The organism is Leptolyngbya sp. FACHB-60 (assembly GCF_014695775.1).
Taxonomy (GTDB): domain Bacteria; phylum Cyanobacteriota; class Cyanobacteriia; order Phormidesmidales; family Phormidesmidaceae; genus Nodosilinea.
Genome location: NZ_JACJOX010000058.1, coordinates 157,322 through 175,232 on the forward strand (window position 1 = coordinate 157,322; position 17,911 = coordinate 175,232).

General features: G+C 56.0%; 15 protein-coding genes. 9 read left to right on the plus strand and 6 right to left on the minus strand.

Features of this window, described 5'->3' with window-relative positions; all coding sequences use genetic code 11:
* The first annotated feature begins 152 nt into the window (after positions 1-152).
* The 3 genes from H6F57_RS22050 (at position 153) to H6F57_RS22060 (ending at position 1,697) form a co-directional block, all read left to right on the plus strand.
* Positions 153-584 (plus strand): peptidylprolyl isomerase, encoded by a 432-nt coding sequence (locus H6F57_RS22050; protein ID WP_190625920.1) that lies wholly within the window; start codon positions 153-155, stop codon positions 582-584.
* A gap of 131 nt (positions 585-715) precedes the next feature.
* The gene (locus tag H6F57_RS22055) at positions 716-1,315 is read left to right on the plus strand and encodes a superoxide dismutase (RefSeq protein ID WP_190625919.1); all 600 of its coding nucleotides are present in this window, start codon (positions 716-718) and stop codon (positions 1,313-1,315) included.
* Between the two features lie 139 nt (positions 1,316-1,454).
* The gene (locus H6F57_RS22060; RefSeq protein ID WP_190625918.1) at positions 1,455-1,697 is read left to right on the plus strand and encodes a hypothetical protein; all 243 of its coding nucleotides are present in this window, start codon (positions 1,455-1,457) and stop codon (positions 1,695-1,697) included.
* On the opposite strand, the gene H6F57_RS22065 is transcribed toward H6F57_RS22060, so the two are convergent.
* Both H6F57_RS22065 and H6F57_RS22070 read right to left on the minus strand, forming a co-directional pair.
* The gene (locus H6F57_RS22065; protein ID WP_190625917.1) at positions 1,663-4,692 is read right to left on the minus strand and encodes an EAL domain-containing protein; all 3,030 of its coding nucleotides are present in this window, start codon (positions 4,690-4,692) and stop codon (positions 1,663-1,665) included. The two genes, H6F57_RS22060 and H6F57_RS22065, sit on opposite strands and share 35 nt — an antisense overlap.
* 101 nt (positions 4,693-4,793) lie before the next feature.
* Positions 4,794-5,924, minus strand: a complete 1,131-nt coding sequence (locus H6F57_RS22070) for a pyridoxal phosphate-dependent aminotransferase (protein ID WP_190626053.1) — start codon at positions 5,922-5,924, stop codon at positions 4,794-4,796.
* 476 nt (positions 5,925-6,400) lie between these two features.
* Between H6F57_RS22070 and H6F57_RS22075 the strand changes: the two genes are divergently transcribed.
* Both H6F57_RS22075 and hetR read left to right on the plus strand, forming a co-directional pair.
* Positions 6,401-6,730 carry a hypothetical protein gene (locus tag H6F57_RS22075; RefSeq protein ID WP_190625916.1) on the plus strand — a complete coding sequence of 110 codons (330 nt, stop codon included), beginning with the start codon at positions 6,401-6,403 and terminating at the stop codon, positions 6,728-6,730.
* 369 nt (positions 6,731-7,099) lie between these two features.
* Complete coding sequence (hetR, locus tag H6F57_RS22080) at positions 7,100-8,017, plus strand: heterocyst differentiation master regulator HetR (protein WP_190626052.1); 918 nt, start codon at positions 7,100-7,102, stop codon at positions 8,015-8,017.
* Positions 8,018-8,111: 94 nt separating this feature from the next.
* Here hetR and H6F57_RS22085 read toward each other — a convergent pair whose 3' ends face one another.
* Positions 8,112-9,515: a hypothetical protein gene (locus tag H6F57_RS22085; protein ID WP_190625915.1), complete on the minus strand. Its 1,404-nt coding sequence runs from the start codon at positions 9,513-9,515 to the stop codon at positions 8,112-8,114.
* A 279-nt stretch (positions 9,516-9,794) separates the two neighbouring features.
* On the opposite strand from H6F57_RS22085, the gene H6F57_RS22090 reads away from it, so the two are divergent.
* From H6F57_RS22090 to H6F57_RS22100, 3 genes are all read left to right on the plus strand, one after another.
* Complete coding sequence (locus H6F57_RS22090) at positions 9,795-10,733, plus strand: DUF6492 family protein (protein WP_190625914.1); 939 nt, start codon at positions 9,795-9,797, stop codon at positions 10,731-10,733.
* A gap of 186 nt (positions 10,734-10,919) precedes the next feature.
* On the plus strand, positions 10,920-12,692 hold the full coding sequence (locus H6F57_RS22095; protein WP_190625913.1) for a peptide ABC transporter substrate-binding protein: 1,773 nt from the start codon (positions 10,920-10,922) through the stop codon (positions 12,690-12,692).
* 218 nt (positions 12,693-12,910) lie between these two features.
* The gene (locus H6F57_RS22100; protein ID WP_190625912.1) at positions 12,911-13,693 is read left to right on the plus strand and encodes an HpsJ family protein; all 783 of its coding nucleotides are present in this window, start codon (positions 12,911-12,913) and stop codon (positions 13,691-13,693) included.
* On the opposite strand, the gene H6F57_RS22105 is transcribed toward H6F57_RS22100, so the two are convergent.
* The 3 genes from H6F57_RS22105 to H6F57_RS22115 all read right to left on the minus strand — a co-directional run bounded on the left by H6F57_RS22105 (position 13,690) and on the right by H6F57_RS22115 (position 17,244).
* Positions 13,690-14,520 (minus strand): SWIM zinc finger family protein, encoded by an 831-nt coding sequence (locus tag H6F57_RS22105; RefSeq protein WP_190625911.1) that lies wholly within the window; start codon positions 14,518-14,520, stop codon positions 13,690-13,692. The genes H6F57_RS22100 and H6F57_RS22105 overlap by 4 nt on opposite strands.
* Positions 14,521-14,755: 235 nt before the next feature.
* Positions 14,756-16,144, minus strand: a complete 1,389-nt coding sequence (locus tag H6F57_RS22110; RefSeq protein WP_190625910.1) for a UDP-glucose/GDP-mannose dehydrogenase family protein — start codon at positions 16,142-16,144, stop codon at positions 14,756-14,758.
* 122 nt (positions 16,145-16,266) lie between these two features.
* Positions 16,267-17,244, minus strand: a complete 978-nt coding sequence (locus H6F57_RS22115; RefSeq protein WP_190625909.1) for a UDP-glucuronic acid decarboxylase family protein — start codon at positions 17,242-17,244, stop codon at positions 16,267-16,269.
* Between the two features lie 198 nt (positions 17,245-17,442).
* Between H6F57_RS22115 and H6F57_RS22120 the strand changes: the two genes are divergently transcribed.
* Entirely contained in the window at positions 17,443-17,871 is a 429-nt protein-coding gene (locus H6F57_RS22120; RefSeq protein ID WP_190625908.1) for a gamma-glutamylcyclotransferase family protein, read from the plus strand.
* The last annotated feature ends 40 nt before the right edge of the window (positions 17,872-17,911 follow it).

The following is a 17,911-nucleotide window of genomic DNA, read 5'->3' on the forward strand; positions in this document are numbered from 1 at the left end:
TTGGCGATTCAAAAGGGCTGAGATCAGGGCTGTTTCCCCAGGTTTCTACTCGAAACCTTAGGAAAATCTCTAGTATTGCTGGGGTTCTACAAAATGCCCGCTAGCGTGAGGAGAACAGTCCACAGACAAAGCTCTCATGCAAGGATGGTTTTATGACCCAGGCTAAACCCGGCGACAGCGTCTCGATTCACTATACCGGCAGGCTCGAAGACGGCACTGTGTTTGATTCATCGCGCGATCGCGACCCCCTAGAGTTTTCCATTGGCAACGGCGAGGTGATTCCTGGTTTTGAGGCGGCGGTGGTGGGCATGGCCCCTGGCGATGCCAAAACTGAAGTGATTCCGGCTGACAGTGCGTATGGCCCCCACCAGCCCGAGATGGTGATGGTGGTCGAGCGCCACCACATTCCTGCCGAGATTCCTTTGGATGTGGGTCAGCAGCTTCAGCTGCAAGGGCCTGAGGGTCAGATGGTGCCGGTCATTGTGACTGACCTGTCTGAGGCCGATGTCACCCTCGACGCCAATCATCCCTTAGCCGGAGAAACCCTAATTTTTGACATCGAGCTGGTGGCGATTCAAAGCTGAATTAGGGACAAATTTCTACCCTGAGGCTGAGACCAAGGGCTTTACTGTAGCTATCCCCCTCCACCCTAGGGGGATAGTTTTTATCGAAGGGCTGATTTATCATGCCACTGGCCTTTAACCCAGGATCCCCCATGGCCTACGAATTGCCTCCTCTCCCCTATGCCTACGATGCCCTAGAGCCCTACGTCTCTAAGAGCACCCTCGAATTTCACCACGATAAGCACCACGCGGCCTACGTCAGCAAGTACAACGACGCGGTCAAAGGCACCGACCATGACAGCAAGCCGATTGAGGATGTGATTAAGGCGATCGCAGGCGACAGTTCTCAGCAGGGGTTGTTTAACAACGGTGCTCAGGCCTGGAACCATACTTTTTACTGGAACTCTATGAAGCCCGGTGGCGGCGGCACCCCCGCTGGGGAGCTGGCCAGCAAAATTGACGCTGACTTCGGCAGCTTCGATAAGTTTGTCGAAGAATTTAAGAATGCTGGGGCCACCCAGTTTGGCAGTGGCTGGGCCTGGCTGGTACTCGACAACGGCACCCTCAAGGTGACCAAAACCCTCAATGCCGACAACCCCCTCACCGCTGGGCAGGTGCCCCTGCTCACCATGGATGTGTGGGAACATGCCTACTACCTCGACTACCAAAACAAGCGCCCTGACTATATCGATAGCTTCTTAAAGAACGTAGTCAACTGGGATTTTGCCACCAGCAACTTAACCGCTGCCTAGGCGGGAGGCAACACCACAGTCGCGCTCCGCGACTTGTGGGAGGCGGGTTACGGCCCGCCTCTTTTGTTTAAGGTACAAGGCCGAAGGTCTAAGGTCGGCCCCTTGAACCTTGCCCCATGAACCCTACACCCGCTCCCCTATGCTGTTCGCCGATCCAGACTATCCCCACGTGGTGCTGGCCTTTGACTATCGGGGCTTTCGCCTTGAGCTTGACCAAAGCACCGAGGATGGCGTGCCACTCTACGCGGTATGGGCCACCTACGACACAGGCTGTGCGGTGGCAGTGCCAGGGGTAGTCAGCCGCTCTGAGGCCATCTATAAGGCGAGACAGTGGGTCGATCGGCGGCTTAGCTCACCGGGTAAGGGCGGTAGTGGGCGGTAGACTGGGTTAGCCAAGCCTCCAAGTCAGTGGCAGTCTGGGGTTTGCCAAACCAGTAACCCTGACCGTAGTCACAGCCCAGACGCTTGAGGGTGTTAACCTGCTCGGGGGTTTCGATACCTTCGGCGATCGCCCGAAAGCCCAGCTGTCGCCCCAGATTAATGATGGTGTGCACGATGGTTTCGTGGCTCGGGCTGCTGTTCATCTGGCCGACGAAGGAGCGATCGATCTTCAGGCTACTGATGGGAAAGCGATACAGGTAGCTCAAGGAAGAATAACCGGTACCAAAGTCGTCAATGCTGAGGGCAATGCCCCGCTGCCGCAGGCCGTTGAGCACGCGAATGGTGTCGTCGATATTGTCGATCAGCATGCTTTCGGTAATCTCTAGCACCAGGCTGTGCGCCAAAAGCCCCGTTCTATTTAAGATCTCATCGACTCGATTGAGCAGGCCGGTGTTGTGCAGCTGCAGCGCCGATAGATTGACGCTGACCGTCAGGGCCTTGGCCTGGTAGTGGGTGCTCTGCCAGGTGGCCATCTGTCGGCAGGCTAGCTCTAGCAGCCAGTAACTCAGGGGCGCAATTAAGCCGGTCTCTTCGGCGACTGAAATGAATTCTCCCGGCATGATCAGACCCCGCTGAGGGTGTTGCCACCGCACCAGAGCCTCAAACCCGGTTACGGCTGCGGTTTGCAGATCGACAATGGGCTGGTAGTAGAGCACAAATTCTTCGGGGTGGCTGCTCAGAGCCCGGCGCAGCTCACTTTCGAGGGTGAGGCGGGCGATCGCGCGATCGTGCATGCCGCTGTCAAAGGTTTGGCAGCAGTCGCGCCCCCCGGCCTTGGCCCGATACATGGCCGTGTCGGCATCGCGAAGCAGCTCTAAGGCGGTCTGATAGCGGGCATCGCCCATGACCAGCCCCAGGCTAACGGTGGGAAACATCTGGTGGCTGCTGAGCTGAAAAGGCTGGCGCAGCGTTTCTAACAGCTGATTGGCTATGGCCTGGGCCATCTCAACATGGCTAATATCTTCCAACAGCACAACAAACTCATCGCCCCCCAAACGTACCGCCAGATCGCTGAGGCGCAGCACCGCCTTGAGGCGGCTGGCCACCTCCATCAGCAGCTCGTCCCCAATCAGGTGGCCCAGGCTATCGTTGACCACCTTGAAGTGGTCGATATCTAAAAACAGTAGAGCGAAGCGGTACTGACTCTGCTGGTGTGCCCGCTTCAGAGCCATCTCTAAACGCTCTTGCAGCTGCTTGCGGTTGGGCAAGCCGGTGAGGCTGTCGTGACAGGCGTCGTGCTCAAGCTGGCGGCGTAGTCTCACTTGGTCGGTGACATCGCGGGAGGCAGTCTGCAACTGCACCACCGCACCGGCATCACCGACGATCGGGCGTATAAAGGTCTCTAGCCAGATGTAGTGGCCCCGACGATGGCGCATGCGGTAAACCATCGGCCCCCGCCCTTGAGTCTGACCCGTAATGGATGCTTGCAGGTGCATCTGGCACTGATTTAGATCGTCGGCGTGTACCAGGCTACAGGGCTGGAACCCAATTAGATCCTCAGGGGTGTAGCCCAGCAGCCCCTCTACCGACGGACTAATGTAGCGGTAGGTGCCATCGACCGCATGTAAACAGACTAAATCGCTCATATTCTCAGCAATCAGGCGAAATAGTGCTGCCTGCTGCTGAATTTCAGCGTTAGTGCGCTCGACCTCGGTCTTAGATCGCTGTAAATCACCAAAGGATGACTCCAGCCTTACTGCCATGCGGTTAAATGACAGGGCCAACCCCTCTAGCTCTTGCAGCCCGGTATGGCTAATAGTCTGGTTCATGTTGCCGTCGGCAATGGCTTGGGAGGCCGAGCTAAAAGCCGCTAGGGGGCGAGTGATCCAGCGACTGGTGTAGAGGCCAGAGGCGATCGCCCCAGCCAGCGCCAGTGCGCAAAGAGCAGTGGTGTTGCGGCGGCTGGTCTCGATTTCCCCCATAAAGTCGCTTTCAGGCATAACCACCACGATCAGCCAGTCCAGGCCGTAATCGTCCCGAAGGGTGGCGACCTGCATAAACTGCCGCTCGCGATCGAGCCAAAACTCCGTCTGCTGGGGTTGAATACTCTGCCAGTCACCCCCCGATTGGTTTAGCAGCAGCTGAGCGCTGGCGCGAATGCGTGGGTCTGGGCTAGTGACTGAGTAGACTCGCTGGGGTCGACCGTCTACTACGGTGTAAGACTTGGCGTCGTTAGAAGTGGCGATTAGCAGGCCAGAGCGCTCCATAATGAAGGCTTGACCGTGCTCACTGATCGATATTTCCTGTAGAAAGCGGCTGATTTGGGTGAGAAAAAAGTTGTTGCCCAGCACCCCAACCAACTTGCCGTCGTCGCCGTACACAGGCCGAGAGGCCGATATGGCCAGCACCGGGTAAGCATGGTAAGGAAAAATCTCTCCCCAGACTGGGCCTTTGGCTTGCATAGCTGCCCGATACCAGGGCTGGGTTTGGGTATTCCAATCGGGCGTAGACGAAATGACGCGGGCAACCTGCCCGGTCGCCGGATCGACCTCCGCAAAATGGATGTGGTTGCCGAGGGAAGGGCCTGCCTGCCTATGCTGGTGGGCCAGCTGGCCCAGGTTGGTATGGCCCATGTTGCCAAACAGAATCGAATCGATGTGGGTAAAGGTATTGGCCTGCTCCATAAAGTGACGAAATAGTGCCTCTGAGTCGGTGGGGTCAACCTGGCCGAGGGCAATAGCGTCGTAGTTAAGCTGGTTGACCAAGTGGGAGGCGGCCAGCAGCGTCTCCATCTCATGCTGAATGTGATGGGAAACCGTAGAGCGCAGTTGACTGGCCACCTCGTTTACTGCCCGCTGCCCGTGACGCAGCGATAACCAACCCGTCAGCCCCACCGCCACAGAAACTTGCAGCACAAAGGGGACAACAATCAGCAGTCGTAGCGGTAGGCGGTTAAACGTGCCTCGATCTGGCAATGTGGGAAAACGACGCCCCATGTAGCATGTGTTACCAACAGTCCTATTAGTATTCCTGTTGGGGGGCAAAAGTAGCGATCGACATCACAATCTACGAATTGGCGAGCTTGAGGGCCATGCCCCTAGCCCAAACGCCCTGCCACAAAGGCTTCTAGCCGATCCATACCCTCTAGAATGGTCTCCATGTCGGTAGCATAGGAAACCCGAATGGTGCTCTCCGCTCCAAAGGCGATCCCCGGAATGGCCGCTACATATTTTTCGTCGAGCAGCGCGGTGCAAAAATCGAGGGAAGGAATGCCCAGGGCACTGATGTCGATATAGAGGTAGAAAGCTCCCTCGGGCTCGCCACAGCGCAGGCCATTGATGGTGCGGCATTGCTCAATGATGGCCTGCCGCCGCTCGGCAAAGGCGCGGCCCATCGTGGCAATGCAGTCTTGGGGGCCTTCGAGGGCGGCGATCGCGCCGTACTGAGCAAAGGTGCACACGTTCGACGTGCTGTGGCTCTGTATAGTGGCCACCGCCTTGATCAGCTCCGCTGGCCCAGCCAGGTAGCCCACCCGCCAGCCGGTCATAGAGTAGGCCTTGGCAAAACCGTTGCTAATAATAGTGTGCTCAAAGGCCTCGGGCGACACGGCGCCAATACTGAGGTGAGTCGCCCCGTCGTAGAGAATTTTTTCGTAGATTTCGTCTGACACCACCCAGATATCGGCCTCGACCACCACCGCCGCCAAAGCCGCAATTTCGGCGGGGGAGTAGACCATCCCCGTGGGGTTAGAGGGGGAGTTGAGAATAAACAGTTTGGTCTGGGGGGTAATCGCCTGGCGCAGCTGCTCGGGGGTAATGCGGTAGTTTTGCTCGGCGGTAGTCGGCACAATCACCGGCGTGCCCCCGGCTAATTGCACCATCTCGGGGTAGCTTAGCCAGTAAGGGGCTGGAATAATCACCTCGTCGCCGGGTTCGATCAGGGCCATCATCAGGCCGTAGAGCGAATGCTTGCCGCCGTTGGTAACGATAACGTTCTCGGGGCCGTAGCAGAGGCCGTTATCCTGCTGAAGTTTGTGGGCGATCGCCTGGCGCAAAGCCGGTTCGCCCGCCGCCGGGCCGTAGCGAGTTTTGCCCGCATCGAGGGCGGCTTTGGCGGCCGCCTTGATATGGTCAGGGGTGTCAAAGTCAGGTTCGCCAGCACTAAAGCTGCACACCGGCAGGCCCTCGGCCTTCATGGCCTTGGCTCGGGCTGAAATGGCCAGAGTCATCGACGGGGTGACGCAAGTTACGCGGTTTGCCAGGGCTAATCGGGGCACGGCCAGACCTCAACGAACGTTGGCTATCGGCTTCCCCAGAACGGTGGTTCGTTGGGCCTCTAACCGGGACATGATTACATTCCCCATAGAGTAGATCGTTTGGTCGGTTCTGGCCATTGCCGTCCAGGGTTTTTCCGCTGGGGCGATCGCTATTAAATGGTGAGATGGTGATCGCCGCTGCTCCCTTCCCTCAAAATCAGCCTCGGTAAACCTCTTGTCACCTGCTTTAGAGGCTTTCAGGCCCACCTGGAGCCTCAAACCCGCCGCTAGAAGGGCTATAGCTGGACGACAGGCCGCTTGCTTTAGAACAAAGTCGTGCTGGAAACTACTAAATTTGCGAAATCCGCAGATTTACGTATAAAGATTTTCCTGACTGAGGAGGGACAGGTTTGTAACTAGGACTAGAAGCGCTAACAAGGCCACGTCCTATGCACCCTTCCTCCCCCTGTTCTCTGATGACTCGTCTGGCCTGCGCCGCTAGCCTGGGCCTGGTTATGGCTACTGCCGCTCCCCTGGTCCTATCTACTGTGCTCGAAGCTAGCTCCGGAGCCACCCTGCGCACAGCAGCTCGGGCTGAGGACGATCGCGGCAGCGGTCGCCTCAGCCGGGTACCTGCGATCGCAGGCAGGCTCAGCTTTCGTGGCAGTGGTCGGGTTGACCCAACCCCTCCCCCACCTTCCTTTGGCTTAGATAGCCCCGTTGCCTATCGCGGCAGCGGCCGAATTACTAAGACTCGCACTACGCCTCGCACTACCTAGCTTCCCCCGACTTTTGCCGGCCTGGGGGCGGCTAGGTGATGGGCTGGGTTTCTGTTGACCCTGCTCCATTGACTAAATGAATTTAACCTGCAATAAGGGTCAATTTGGCAGATTTTGAGTCACACTTAAACGTAATCAGGTGTAATTTTTCTGGCTGACGGCTGAGCTGTCGACCCTCGTCAAAGATTTAAAAAATAAACGTATTTATATTGCCTTCTCCATGGTGCATCGTCTTGCAGAGCATTTAACTTAAGCTGTATCTGCTATTTCTGACAATTTTTAGCGGTTTTGCCCCCTTAGCAGCGTGGGTCGTGATACCGCCTGTCGTTTTGAGTTTCCCCAAGTCCGATGGCCGAACCTCTTGTCTCAATGTCTCTGTCTGCCCTAGCGGTAGAAGACGAAGCCCTGATTCGCCGCCTCAGCCCCAGCGCCATCGATCAGATATTGCTATACATCGCTTTTAGTGCCATGCGCACCGGTGGGCACCGCCACGGAGCCTTTTTAGATGCGGCGGCCACGGCGGCTAAATGCGCTATCTATATGACCTATCTAGAGCAGGGCGAAAACCTGCGCATGACAGGCCACCTGCACCACATTGAGCCTAAACGAGTCAAGGCCATTGTCGAAGAAATGCGCCAGGCCCTCACTGAGGGCAAGCTGCTTAAAATGCTGGGTTCCCAAGAACCCCGGTATCTAATTCAGTTTCCCTACATGTGGCTGCGGCGCTATCCCTGGCAGCCAGGGCAGTCGCGGGTTGCGGGCACCTCTCTAACCAGCGACGAAAAAGCGCTGTTGGAGAGCCGACTGCCCAATCCCTGCCCCGAGGCCCGGATTATCAACTCGTTTCAGTTTTTAGAGCTGATTGAAATTCTCCACGAAAAGTCGCAGGATGACCTGCCCGTAGAGCATCGTGTACCCCTGAGCGAGGCGCTGGCCGAGCACATTCGGCGGCGGCTGATCTACTCGGGTACTGTGGCGCGCATTGATGCCTCTTGGGGAGCCTCGTACTATGGGCTAGCTCGCTCTTCCTACGCCCCGGTCGATGACCAAGAGCGCATGTACGCCATGGTCGAAGACACAGCCCAGTATTTTCGCATGATGCGCGAGTGGGCCAACTGCATTCCTGGCACGATGCGGGTTTTAGAAGAGCTAGATATTCCTGCCGCCGCTCGCGATACCGCGCTCCAAGAACTAGACGAAGTGATTCGCACCTGGGCTGACAAATATCACCAGCCGGGCGGCGAACCTACTCTCTTGCAAATGGTAATTGGCCACCACATTAAGTAGGCTGCTCGGCGATCGCAAGGCCTCTAAACACAAGGTGTAAACACAAAGCGACCTAGTCCTTAGAACTAGGTCGCTTTGTAGCTGGTGTCATTGGTTATACCGTACGTCGCCGGACCGCACGGCCAAAGCTAGGTAGCTCGACGGCGGCAATAGAGGTTATCTTTTTCTGCGATCGCAGCGGATAGACCAAGGGCGACGGTGAGGCCTTGGGGGCGGTCACTGCATAGCTGTAGCTAGGCAGGCTGGGAGCGGCTGGCTGGCTAGAACTTGGTGCGGGTGCTGGTGCGGCCGGCGGCGTCCGCACTGGCTCTGTAGATACAGAGGTCGCAGCGGGGCTAGGCACGGTGGGCTGCGGTGCCGGGGTCAGGGGCTCTCCCCAAGGCGATGGCTCGGTAAATAGAGACGGTGCCTCTGGCGCAGAGGTTGTTGCGGGTGGGTCAGCCGCCTCCAGCCAGGGGTCAAGGGCCACAGGTGCGGGTTTAGGCTCAGCTAGAGGTGATGGGGCCGCAGAAACCGTCGGTAGGGGCTCGGGGGGGATTGCTGCACGCAGCTCGGGCAACGGCAAACGCTCGGGTTGGACTGCGGTGGGAGCTGGTACTGAGCTGGGTCCAGCGCTGCGCAGCCCCCGCAGCAGGTGGGTGAGGCTAGGATTATCGGTAACGCTGCCCTGACTGGCTGACCAGGGCTGAATCTGCTGCGATCGCGGCATGGCCACTGGCTGGCTGGTTTCTTCAGGGGCGGTAGGGCTTAGCAGCTGCCCCTGCATCACGGTCGAGTTAGGGGTGACCGAGCCAGCGGCCGGAGCCATATTCAAACACTTTTCTAGAGCCGCTTTAAACTGGAGGGTGTAGCGCTGCTGTCGATGCAGGCGTGCCTTGAGATCGCGGCAGGTTTCTTCAGCTTGGTGCAGGGCGGTATTTTTTTCACCAAAGCGCTGTTGCAAAAGGGTGCACTCTCGCTCGAGCTGGGCGACCCGCTGCTGGTTGGACTCCAGCTCAGTCTGAAGGGTTTCGTTGTGAATTGTGGTGCGGCGCAGGCCATCGTTAGCGATGTCAAGCTCACTGAGGAGCTGGGCAATTTGCTGCTGCACCGGGCCGGGCGTGGCCCCTACCGGCAGACTGCCCGGTAGATGGGTACGCTCGATCTCAGCCTGGAGGGCCACCTGCGATCGCTCCAGAGCTTCCTCTAGTTCAGTGACGCGCAGCAGGAGAGCATCGTTGCACTGGTTGAGATCTTGAATCAGCTGAACCAGATCTTCTGGGGCGGGTTCGGCGGGTGGAGCGGCCTCCGCCGAGCCATCGGCTGCGGTTGGCGAAGACAAACCATAGACCTCAGCCAGCTCAACGGCATGGTCTAAGGGCTGTTGACCAGGAAAGGTGACCGCTTCCCACTCATTGCCAGCCGGGGGGAAGGGCTGGTCTAGAGCCTCCTCGGCGTTGTAGAGCAGAGGATAACCCTGGGGCTCTGGGGAAGCGCTTGAAGCCGTAGTGTCAGTCATAAGGTTGCCTGATCCTGGTCGCGTCGTCTCACATTCAACACTCAACCACTAAGGGGGCTGTTGACCCCTAAGAGTAGCTAATTCTGCCAATTTATTCACTTTTTTATTGGCTATTTGATTACAACACATCTTTATTTATGATTTCAGTTTATCCTTAACCTCCGCTTTTTCTTTGCTCCCTATAGTGAGAGCTGAGTTAAAAATACTGCTTTGCTCGATCTGGGTGCCCCGCTCAGGCTGTGTCCCCTCTCTTAGCGTCGCCCTTTTGAGCACCTGCTAATGCCGACCTCTGCGTCTCCATCTCTAGCCCTAGCTACCCTTAGCTACGGCCCTGACTTTTGCCGTTGCCAGCTGCTAGTCGACAGTGTTAGCCAGCTCAGTCGGATCTCAATGCGCCACTACGTCATTGTCGATCAACGGGATTATCCAATGTTTAAATCGTTGGCCAATGCCAACACCGAAATTTTAACGGTTGAGTCGCTACTGCCCCGCTGGATTCGTCGCTTTCCCCTGTTCAGCCGCGCCTGGTTGAGCTTGAAAACCCCGCCGATTCGTAACTGGATGTTACAGCAGTTGGTCAAGCTGGCTTTTGCCCGCAGCGCCCCTGAGGCCGTCACAGTTTTTGTTGACTCTGATGTGGTGTTTGTGCGCCCCTTTGATTTGACAAACTTTGCTCAGCCAGATCAAACGCGGCTGTTTCGAGTGCCTGAGTTCTACAGCCCTGACTTCGAACCGCTGTACGAAGTGGCCTACCGGCTGCTGGGGTTAGAGGGTTATCGCTACGGGGTCACGCGCCCCAACTACATTGGCAACTTGATTAGCTGGCGGCAGGCTAATGTGGTCGCCCTGTGCGATCGCCTAGAGCAAGTGGGAGGTCGCCCCTGGCTAGAGACCTTGGCTCGAGCTAAAACGCTGTCAGAGTACATTCTCTACGGGGTGTTTGTCGATCAGGTGCTGGGCGATGCGGCTGGTCACGTCTACGACTGGTCTCCCCTGTGTCACGAATACTGGCGACCCTGCCCCCTAGATGACCATCAGCTGGCCGAGTTCTTTGCCGCTATGCAGCCCCACCACATTGCCGTGATGATTTCGGCCAAGGCACGGATTGCTCCCGATCGCTACCACTACCACCTTCAACGCTACAGCAGCGAACCCCCTACCCCTCGCCCTGACGAGCCGAATTTGCTCTCCAATTCCGCTCTGGATTTCCCCGTTTGACTCCCTGCTTAAGATCGAGCCAAAGTTTCCGGGAACTCTGCCCCCGCCCTTGATAGACATAGAGATAGAGGCAAAAAATTGCCTTCTACTGCTGCGATCGCCCCCAGCTTGACCACACAAATTGTCTACTATGAAGAGCGGGGTGAATGGGCAACACTGTCGTTTTGGGGTTCTATAACGTAAATAATGAGCAGATCAGGGTTTCGCACTGCACTTTTGGTGGCCGCCGCTGGCATAACCCTAGCCGCCACCGTCGCCTGTAGCCCATCTACCGACCTGGCCACCGCTCCGCCTGCTGCGATCGAGGCGGATGACGCCGCGCCAGATCGTGACCCAGAAGCTCTGCGCCTGCTCTACAGTCGATCGGTGCTTACCCTTAACCCTCACCTAGCCACTGGCTACCAAGACTTTGAGGCGGCCCGCATCGTTTACGAACCCCTAGCCAGCTACAACGAGGCGGGCGAGCTGGTGCCCTTCCTGGCTGACGAAATTCCGTCTTCAGAGAATGGTGGCGTGGCAGCCGATGGTACCTCGGTCACCTGGACGCTGCGCCCTGATATCACCTGGGCCGACGGCGAACCCTTCACCGCCGCCGATGTGGTGTTTACCTTCGAATTCATTCGCAATCCTGTGGTGGCGGCAGCTACCGCTCAATATTATGAGGGTGTGAAAAGCGTTGAGGCGATCGACGACTACACCGTAAAAGTCACCTTTGCCACCCCCACCCCTGCCTGGTCGGTTCCGTTTACTGGTCAAACCGGGCTGATTTTGCCCCGCCATATCTTTGAAAAATTTAACGGCCCTACCGCCCGAGATGCGCTGGCCAACCTCCAGCCCGTGGGCACTGGCCCCTACCAGGTAGTAGGGTTCGAAGCGGGTACTGTGGTGTACGAGCCCAACCCTAGCTACTGGGGCGGACGACCTGCCTTTAAGCAAATAGAATTGGCGGGTGGTCTAGCTCCCTACGCCGCAGCGCGAGAAGTATTGCAAGCTGGCACTGCCGACTTTGCCCACAACCTCCAAGTTGAAGCTGAGGCCCTCAGCGAGCTAGAAACCGATGCTAGCGGCCATATCACTCACCTGTTTGGCTCCCAGGTAGAGCGCATCATGCTTAATTTTTCCAATCCCTTTGCCCGCACTGAAGACGGGGAGCGCTCTAGTCCAGAGGTGCCGCACCCCTACTTCAGCGATGTGCGGGTGCGCCAGGCGCTCAATCTAGCTGTCGATCGCAACACCATTGCCAAAGAGCTTTACGGTGCTTCAGGTAAACCAACCGCCCAGCTGTTAGTAGCCCCTGCCAACTATCAATCAACAGACATCAGCTATACCTACAATCTGGCGCAGGCCAAGGCTCTGCTCGACGAGGCGGGCTGGGTTGACAGCAACGGTGACGGTCTGCGTGAAAAAGATGGCGTTCCCTTAGAGGTGCTGTTTCAGGCGGCGGTCAACCCGGTGCGCCAAAAGACCCAGGCCATTGTCAGCGACAGTCTGCAAGAACTGGGGGTAGATGTGCAGATTGCGCGGGTGCGCATGGACGAATTTTTCTCAGGCAACCCGGAGGACACCGGTAGCCTCAACCATTTCTATGCCGACATGCAGGTGTACTCCATTGGCAATGAGAGTCCTGATCCCAGCATCTATATGGGTTGGTGGACCTGCGCCAAAATTGCTTCCCAGGCCAACCAATGGCAGGAGCCCAACAACGCCCGCTACTGCAACCCGGAGTACGATCGCCTCTGGGATGAAGCTCGCAAGGAACTCGACCCCGCGCGCCGTGCTGAGCTGTTTCAACAGATGAATGAGCTGCTGGCCCAGGATGTCGCCGTCATTCCGGTAGTGCACCGGGCGATGACCAATGCGGTCAGCGATCGCCTCACCGGAGTCGAATTCACGCCATGGGATGCCAGCACCTGGGCGATCAAAGACTGGAGCCCCAAGCCCGCGCAGCCAGAGCAATAGCCTAGAGCAGGCGCGATCGCTGAGCCGGGTTCTTCCATCCTGCTATGACGTGGGGGTTAGGAATGGTCGCGATCGCGGTTCTTGACACCATGCTTTGGCTGCCAGGCGATAAAACTAAGAGTGGGTTGAAGCCAGCAAAGCTCAAGCTTTTATAGCGAATATGTGGTTTTCTGACCGGGCCAGGGCAGAATGGTTATCTGTAGCCATCGACCATTCCTATGACCTCCGAACCCGCTGTTACCAGTCCGGTGATATCTCCCCTAGCCGCGATCGCCCTGAAGGTAGCCGGTGCGATCGCTATTCTGTCAGCTCTGCTCGACTTTCTGATTCTGCTGATTCCACCCAATCTCACCAATGTGCAGTGGCAGTTGGCCACCACCACTCAGCTCGTCGATCGCGGCATTGTTCCCCTCGTGGGCATGGCCCTGCTGCTAACCGGGTTTTGGCTAGACAGTTCTATTGGCAAGGGGGGACAGCGCAAATCTCTGACTACCGATCTACGGTTTTGGGTCTGTGCTCTTGCCAGCGTGCTGGGTTTGGTCTACCTGCTACTCACGCTGCTGCACCTCAACGCCGTGCGCCTTTCTAGTCAGGCGGCCCTAGCCCAGGTCAGCACCGAAGCTGGCGAAGCCGCAACCCAGCTGCAACAACAGGTGTCTACCGAACTCAGCCAGCAACAGACTCAGCTAGGGGCACTGTTCGAAAACGACGAACTTTTATCCCAAGCGATCCAAAGCGGCCAGCTGCCTGCCGATATTGAGCAGTACCGCAACGATCCAGAGGGGCTCACCCAGTTCTTGCAGCAGCGTGCCGACGAGGCCCAGCAGCGAATTGAGACCGAAATTGGCACCCGTCGGGCGGAAGCCGAGCAGCGTGTTAGGGTTGAGGCCTGGCGCTCTGGTATTCGCATCTCAGTGATTAGCCTGCTGCTGGCTGCTGGCTACTCCATCATTGGCTGGCTGGGGCTACGACGCTTGCTATCGCTGACTCGAGCTGCCTAGCCTAAGGCCTGCATCATCGCCTGCTGAGCTACGGTCTGGTAAATCTCCTTGAGGTAGCCCATCACTGCGGGCGCATCCTCAGGGGGAAGCGGTATTTTACCTAGCACATCTAAAACCGTTGTTTCGGCAGGGGTAATCACCACCAGTTCCGAATCTAGGGGGTCTGTATAGGCCCAAAAATGGTTGAGTTCAATTTGACTGGTGGCCTTCCCAGACTCCGGCTGAGTGCCCAATTCTGTATCAGTGGTAAGAATTTCGGTAGACGTAGCGGTACTCTGTCGTCGCTGCCGCAGCGCGTCTAAAATACTGTCACGACTGCGACCCCGCAGTTGAAACAGCACAAACGGATCCTCGCGAAAAAAATCTCCGAGCTGGTAATACACCGCTGCAATGTGCTTGCAGGGGTTTTTAGGATCAGGGCAACTGCATTTAGAATGCACTTCTGACAGGTTAAATGGGTAAAGACTGAGGCCGTTGGCGGTAAAAACAGCCTCGATTTCAGCCGGCATTTCCCCCGCCAACAGCTGAGCAGAATAAATCGCCTGCTCCGACAGTGAATCAATAACGTAGTTCCAATCTTCGTCACTAAACGCGTCGAGCCAGATCGAAAGCTTGTAAGGTTCTTCAGCGGTGCCTTGCACCAGGGCCGTGACCTTAGACCCCTTGTACTCTAGGCTGAGAATGTGGCCTTCGCGCGCGTAGATGCGTCCCCGCTCTAGGCGCTTCTTAAAGCGGTAGGTGTTCAATAACTCTACCCAGCGCTGTACCCACCAAGCTTCATCTTCTAAGGCGTAGGCAGAGCTTGAAGCAGACGCGTAGGCAGTCATAACGGGGCAGCATAATGGGTTATCTGTTCATCTTAAGGCCAGTCGAGCTAGCCTCGCAGACTTGACCTAATAACCCATTGTGAGTGAGCCGATCTAGGGAACCTTCCGTTGCTGGAAACTAAAAAAAAACCAGGTCTTGTGCCCCAAGGTTCACTGACTTGTGAAACAGCTCCAAGTTTCTAGAGCCATGCCTATCGCCCTAAAAACTTAGAGCGATAGGCATGACAGCTACGCGTTAGCGACCGATGCCAAAGTACTGGAACCCAGCCCGTACCATGGCTTCGCGATCGAGGAAGTTGCGGCCATCAATGACGATGGGGCTGTTCATCCGCTGGGCCATGGCGGTGTAGTCGAGCTGTTTAAACTGTTGCCAGTCGGTAACTAAGACCAGGGCGTCGCAGTTATCGGCCAAATGTGAGGCGTCAGTCTCAACGATGACGCCCGTCAACCCGTGGCGCAGCCCGCTCTGGGAAACAATGGGGTCATAGGCTTTAACTTTGGCTCCTAGGCGATTGAGTTGCTCAATCAAAATCAACGCTGGGGCATCGCGCATGTCGTCGGTATCAGGCTTGAACGTGAGCCCTAACAGGCCAACGGTTTTTCCCTTAAGAATCTTGAGCACCTGCTGAAGTTTTTCAAGGGTAATTTGACGCTGGCGGTTGTTAACCTCCACGGCGGCTTTGAGTAGCTGAGCCTCATAGCCATAGTCATCGGCAGTGTGAATCAGGGCCGATACGTCTTTGGGAAAGCATGACCCGCCCCAGCCAATGCCTGCCTGCAAAAACTTTTTGCCGATGCGAGAATCTAGACCAATGCCATGAGCCACTTGGGTCACGTCGGCCCCCACGCGATCGCAGATATTGGCGACTTCATTAATAAAGCTAATTTTGGTCGCGAGGAAAGCGTTGGAGGCATACTTAACCATTTCGGCTGAACTGATGTCAGTGACCAGCACAGGCACCAGGTCAGCATTGGGATCTTCGGCAAAGCGCCGTTCTATGATCGGGGTGTAGAGTTCTTTCATCATGGCGATCGCCCGAGGGCTGTTGCTGCCCAGCACGATGCGATCGGGGTTAAAGGTATCGTATACCGCCGAGCCTTCTCGCAAAAACTCTGGGTTGCTAACGACATCGAAGTCGGCGGCGACCTCAGGGTGGGTTGTCTCAGGAATACCCCCAGCAGGTACGGGTACCTGCTGGCGCTCGGCCACGCCATCTAACACAATCATGCGTACCCAGTCGCCCGAACCAATAGGTACCGTAGATTTGTTCACAATTACCTTGTAACCGCCGTTGAGGTGAGTGCCAATGCCTCGGGCCACCGCCTCCACATAGCGAGTATCGCTTTCACCCGTGGGCAGGGCTGGGGTGCCCACCGCAATAAATAGAACGTTGCCGTGCTCAACGCCAGCCTTTAAATCAGTGGAAAATTGGAGATGGCCTGCCGCCATCGACGACTGCATAATCTCAGCCAGCCCAGGCTCAAAAATGGGCGACTGCCCCGACTGCATGAGCTTAACCTTTTCCTCATTGACATCAATACAGACTACGTCGTGGCCAACGTTGGCTAAGCACACGCCAGTAACCAGGCCTACATAACCAGTACCAATCACACATACCCGCATAGAAAATATCCCTTACTTTATGGACTATCGATAACCATTAATCTGGGAGCTTAAAGCCCTTGACCTTGACCAACTCAAGGCCATAGGTAGGCCATAGTCTAGCTGTGACCTACCTGCAAAAGCTAGCTGCTCATAGAGTGCAGTGTCGGTGATACAACCGCAGTTGTTCCTGATGCGCTCAGACGATTGCGAAAATCGTCGATGGTGAGCTTGAGTCCCTCCTGTAGAGGCACAGTAGGATTCCAGTCGAGGAACGTTTGAGCCCGAGTGATATCCGGCTTGCGGCGTTGGGGGTCATCCTGGGGAAGAGGTTTGTAAACCAAATCGGTATCCGGATTCACCATAGCCTGGATGGTTTGAGCTAGCTGTAAAATGGTGTACTCATCGGGGTTGCCTAAATTGACTGGGCCAATATAATCGCCATTCATGAGCCGCATCAGGCCGTTCACCAGATCAGACACGTAGCAAAAACTCCGCGTTTGAGAACCGTTGCCGTACACGGTTAGCGGAATGCCCTGTAGGGCCTGGACAACGAAATTGCTAACTACACGGCCATCGTTTTCAAGCATGCGAGGCCCGTAGGTATTGAAAATTCGGGCCACTCGAATATCGACGTTGTTTTGGCGGTGGTAGTCAAAGGACAGGGTTTCAGCGACGCGCTTGCCCTCGTCATAGCAACTGCGAATGCCAATGGGGTTGACGTTACCTCGGTAGTCTTCGGTTTGGGGATGCACTTCAGGGTCGCCATACACCTCGGAGGTCGAGGCTAGCAGAAAGCGAGCTTTAACTCGCTTTGCTAAGCCCAACATATTTAGGGTGCCCATGACGTTGGTTTTAATGGTTTTGACCGGGTTGTACTGATAATGCACCGGAGAGGCGGGGCAAGCCAGGTGATAGATCTGGTCAACCTCAAGCCGAATTGGCTCCGTTACGTCGTGGCGAATCACCTCGAAATAGGGATGATCGAACCAGTGCAGCAGATTGTGCCGGTGACCTGTATAAAAATTATCTAGACAGATTACTTCGTGACCCTCGGTCATTAAACGATCAATTAAGTGGGAGCCAATAAATCCGGCTCCGCCGGTTACAAGAATTCTCATGGGCAATTAACCAGAGAGATTTATAAACTAGGAGGCGTAGCTTGCATCTAACCTTACTTTTCCTAGGGTAAAGTATCCGGATAGCAAAACCCCATTGCTTCAATTTTGATTAGTTTGCTAATACTTCATAAAGTTTTTGTTGTTGAAGGCTGTTTTTAACCTAGCCCTAAGCGGGCTGTGCACCATTTGAGCACTCCTATGTCCGGCGATGCCCTTTGCCATTTGTTTGTTTATGGCACCCTCAAACCTGGAGAAAGAGCGTTTGCCAACCTTTGCGAACCATTCGCGATCGCAACCCAACCAGCACAGACGACAGGACAGCTCTACCATTTACCCCTAGGCTACCCAGCCATGACCACAGAACCTGGTTGGGTACAAGGGTTTTTGCTGACGCTGTCCAATTTAGATGCTCTTACGGCCATAGACGCTTTTGAAGAGTATTACCCCGATCGCCCCCAGAGCAGTGAGTATCAGCGGAGCCTGCAAACGGTTTATGACCTGAACCAGCACCCATTGAAAATAGCCTGGGTCTACACTATGAGCCTAGAGCAGGTAAATAGTTCTGGAAGTCTCTGGTTACCCCATGGCTATTGGACGGAGGCCGACTTTATAAACTTTCCAAATTAAAAAAGGCTCTGCCAACATGGCAGAGCCTTAATGCTAGTTA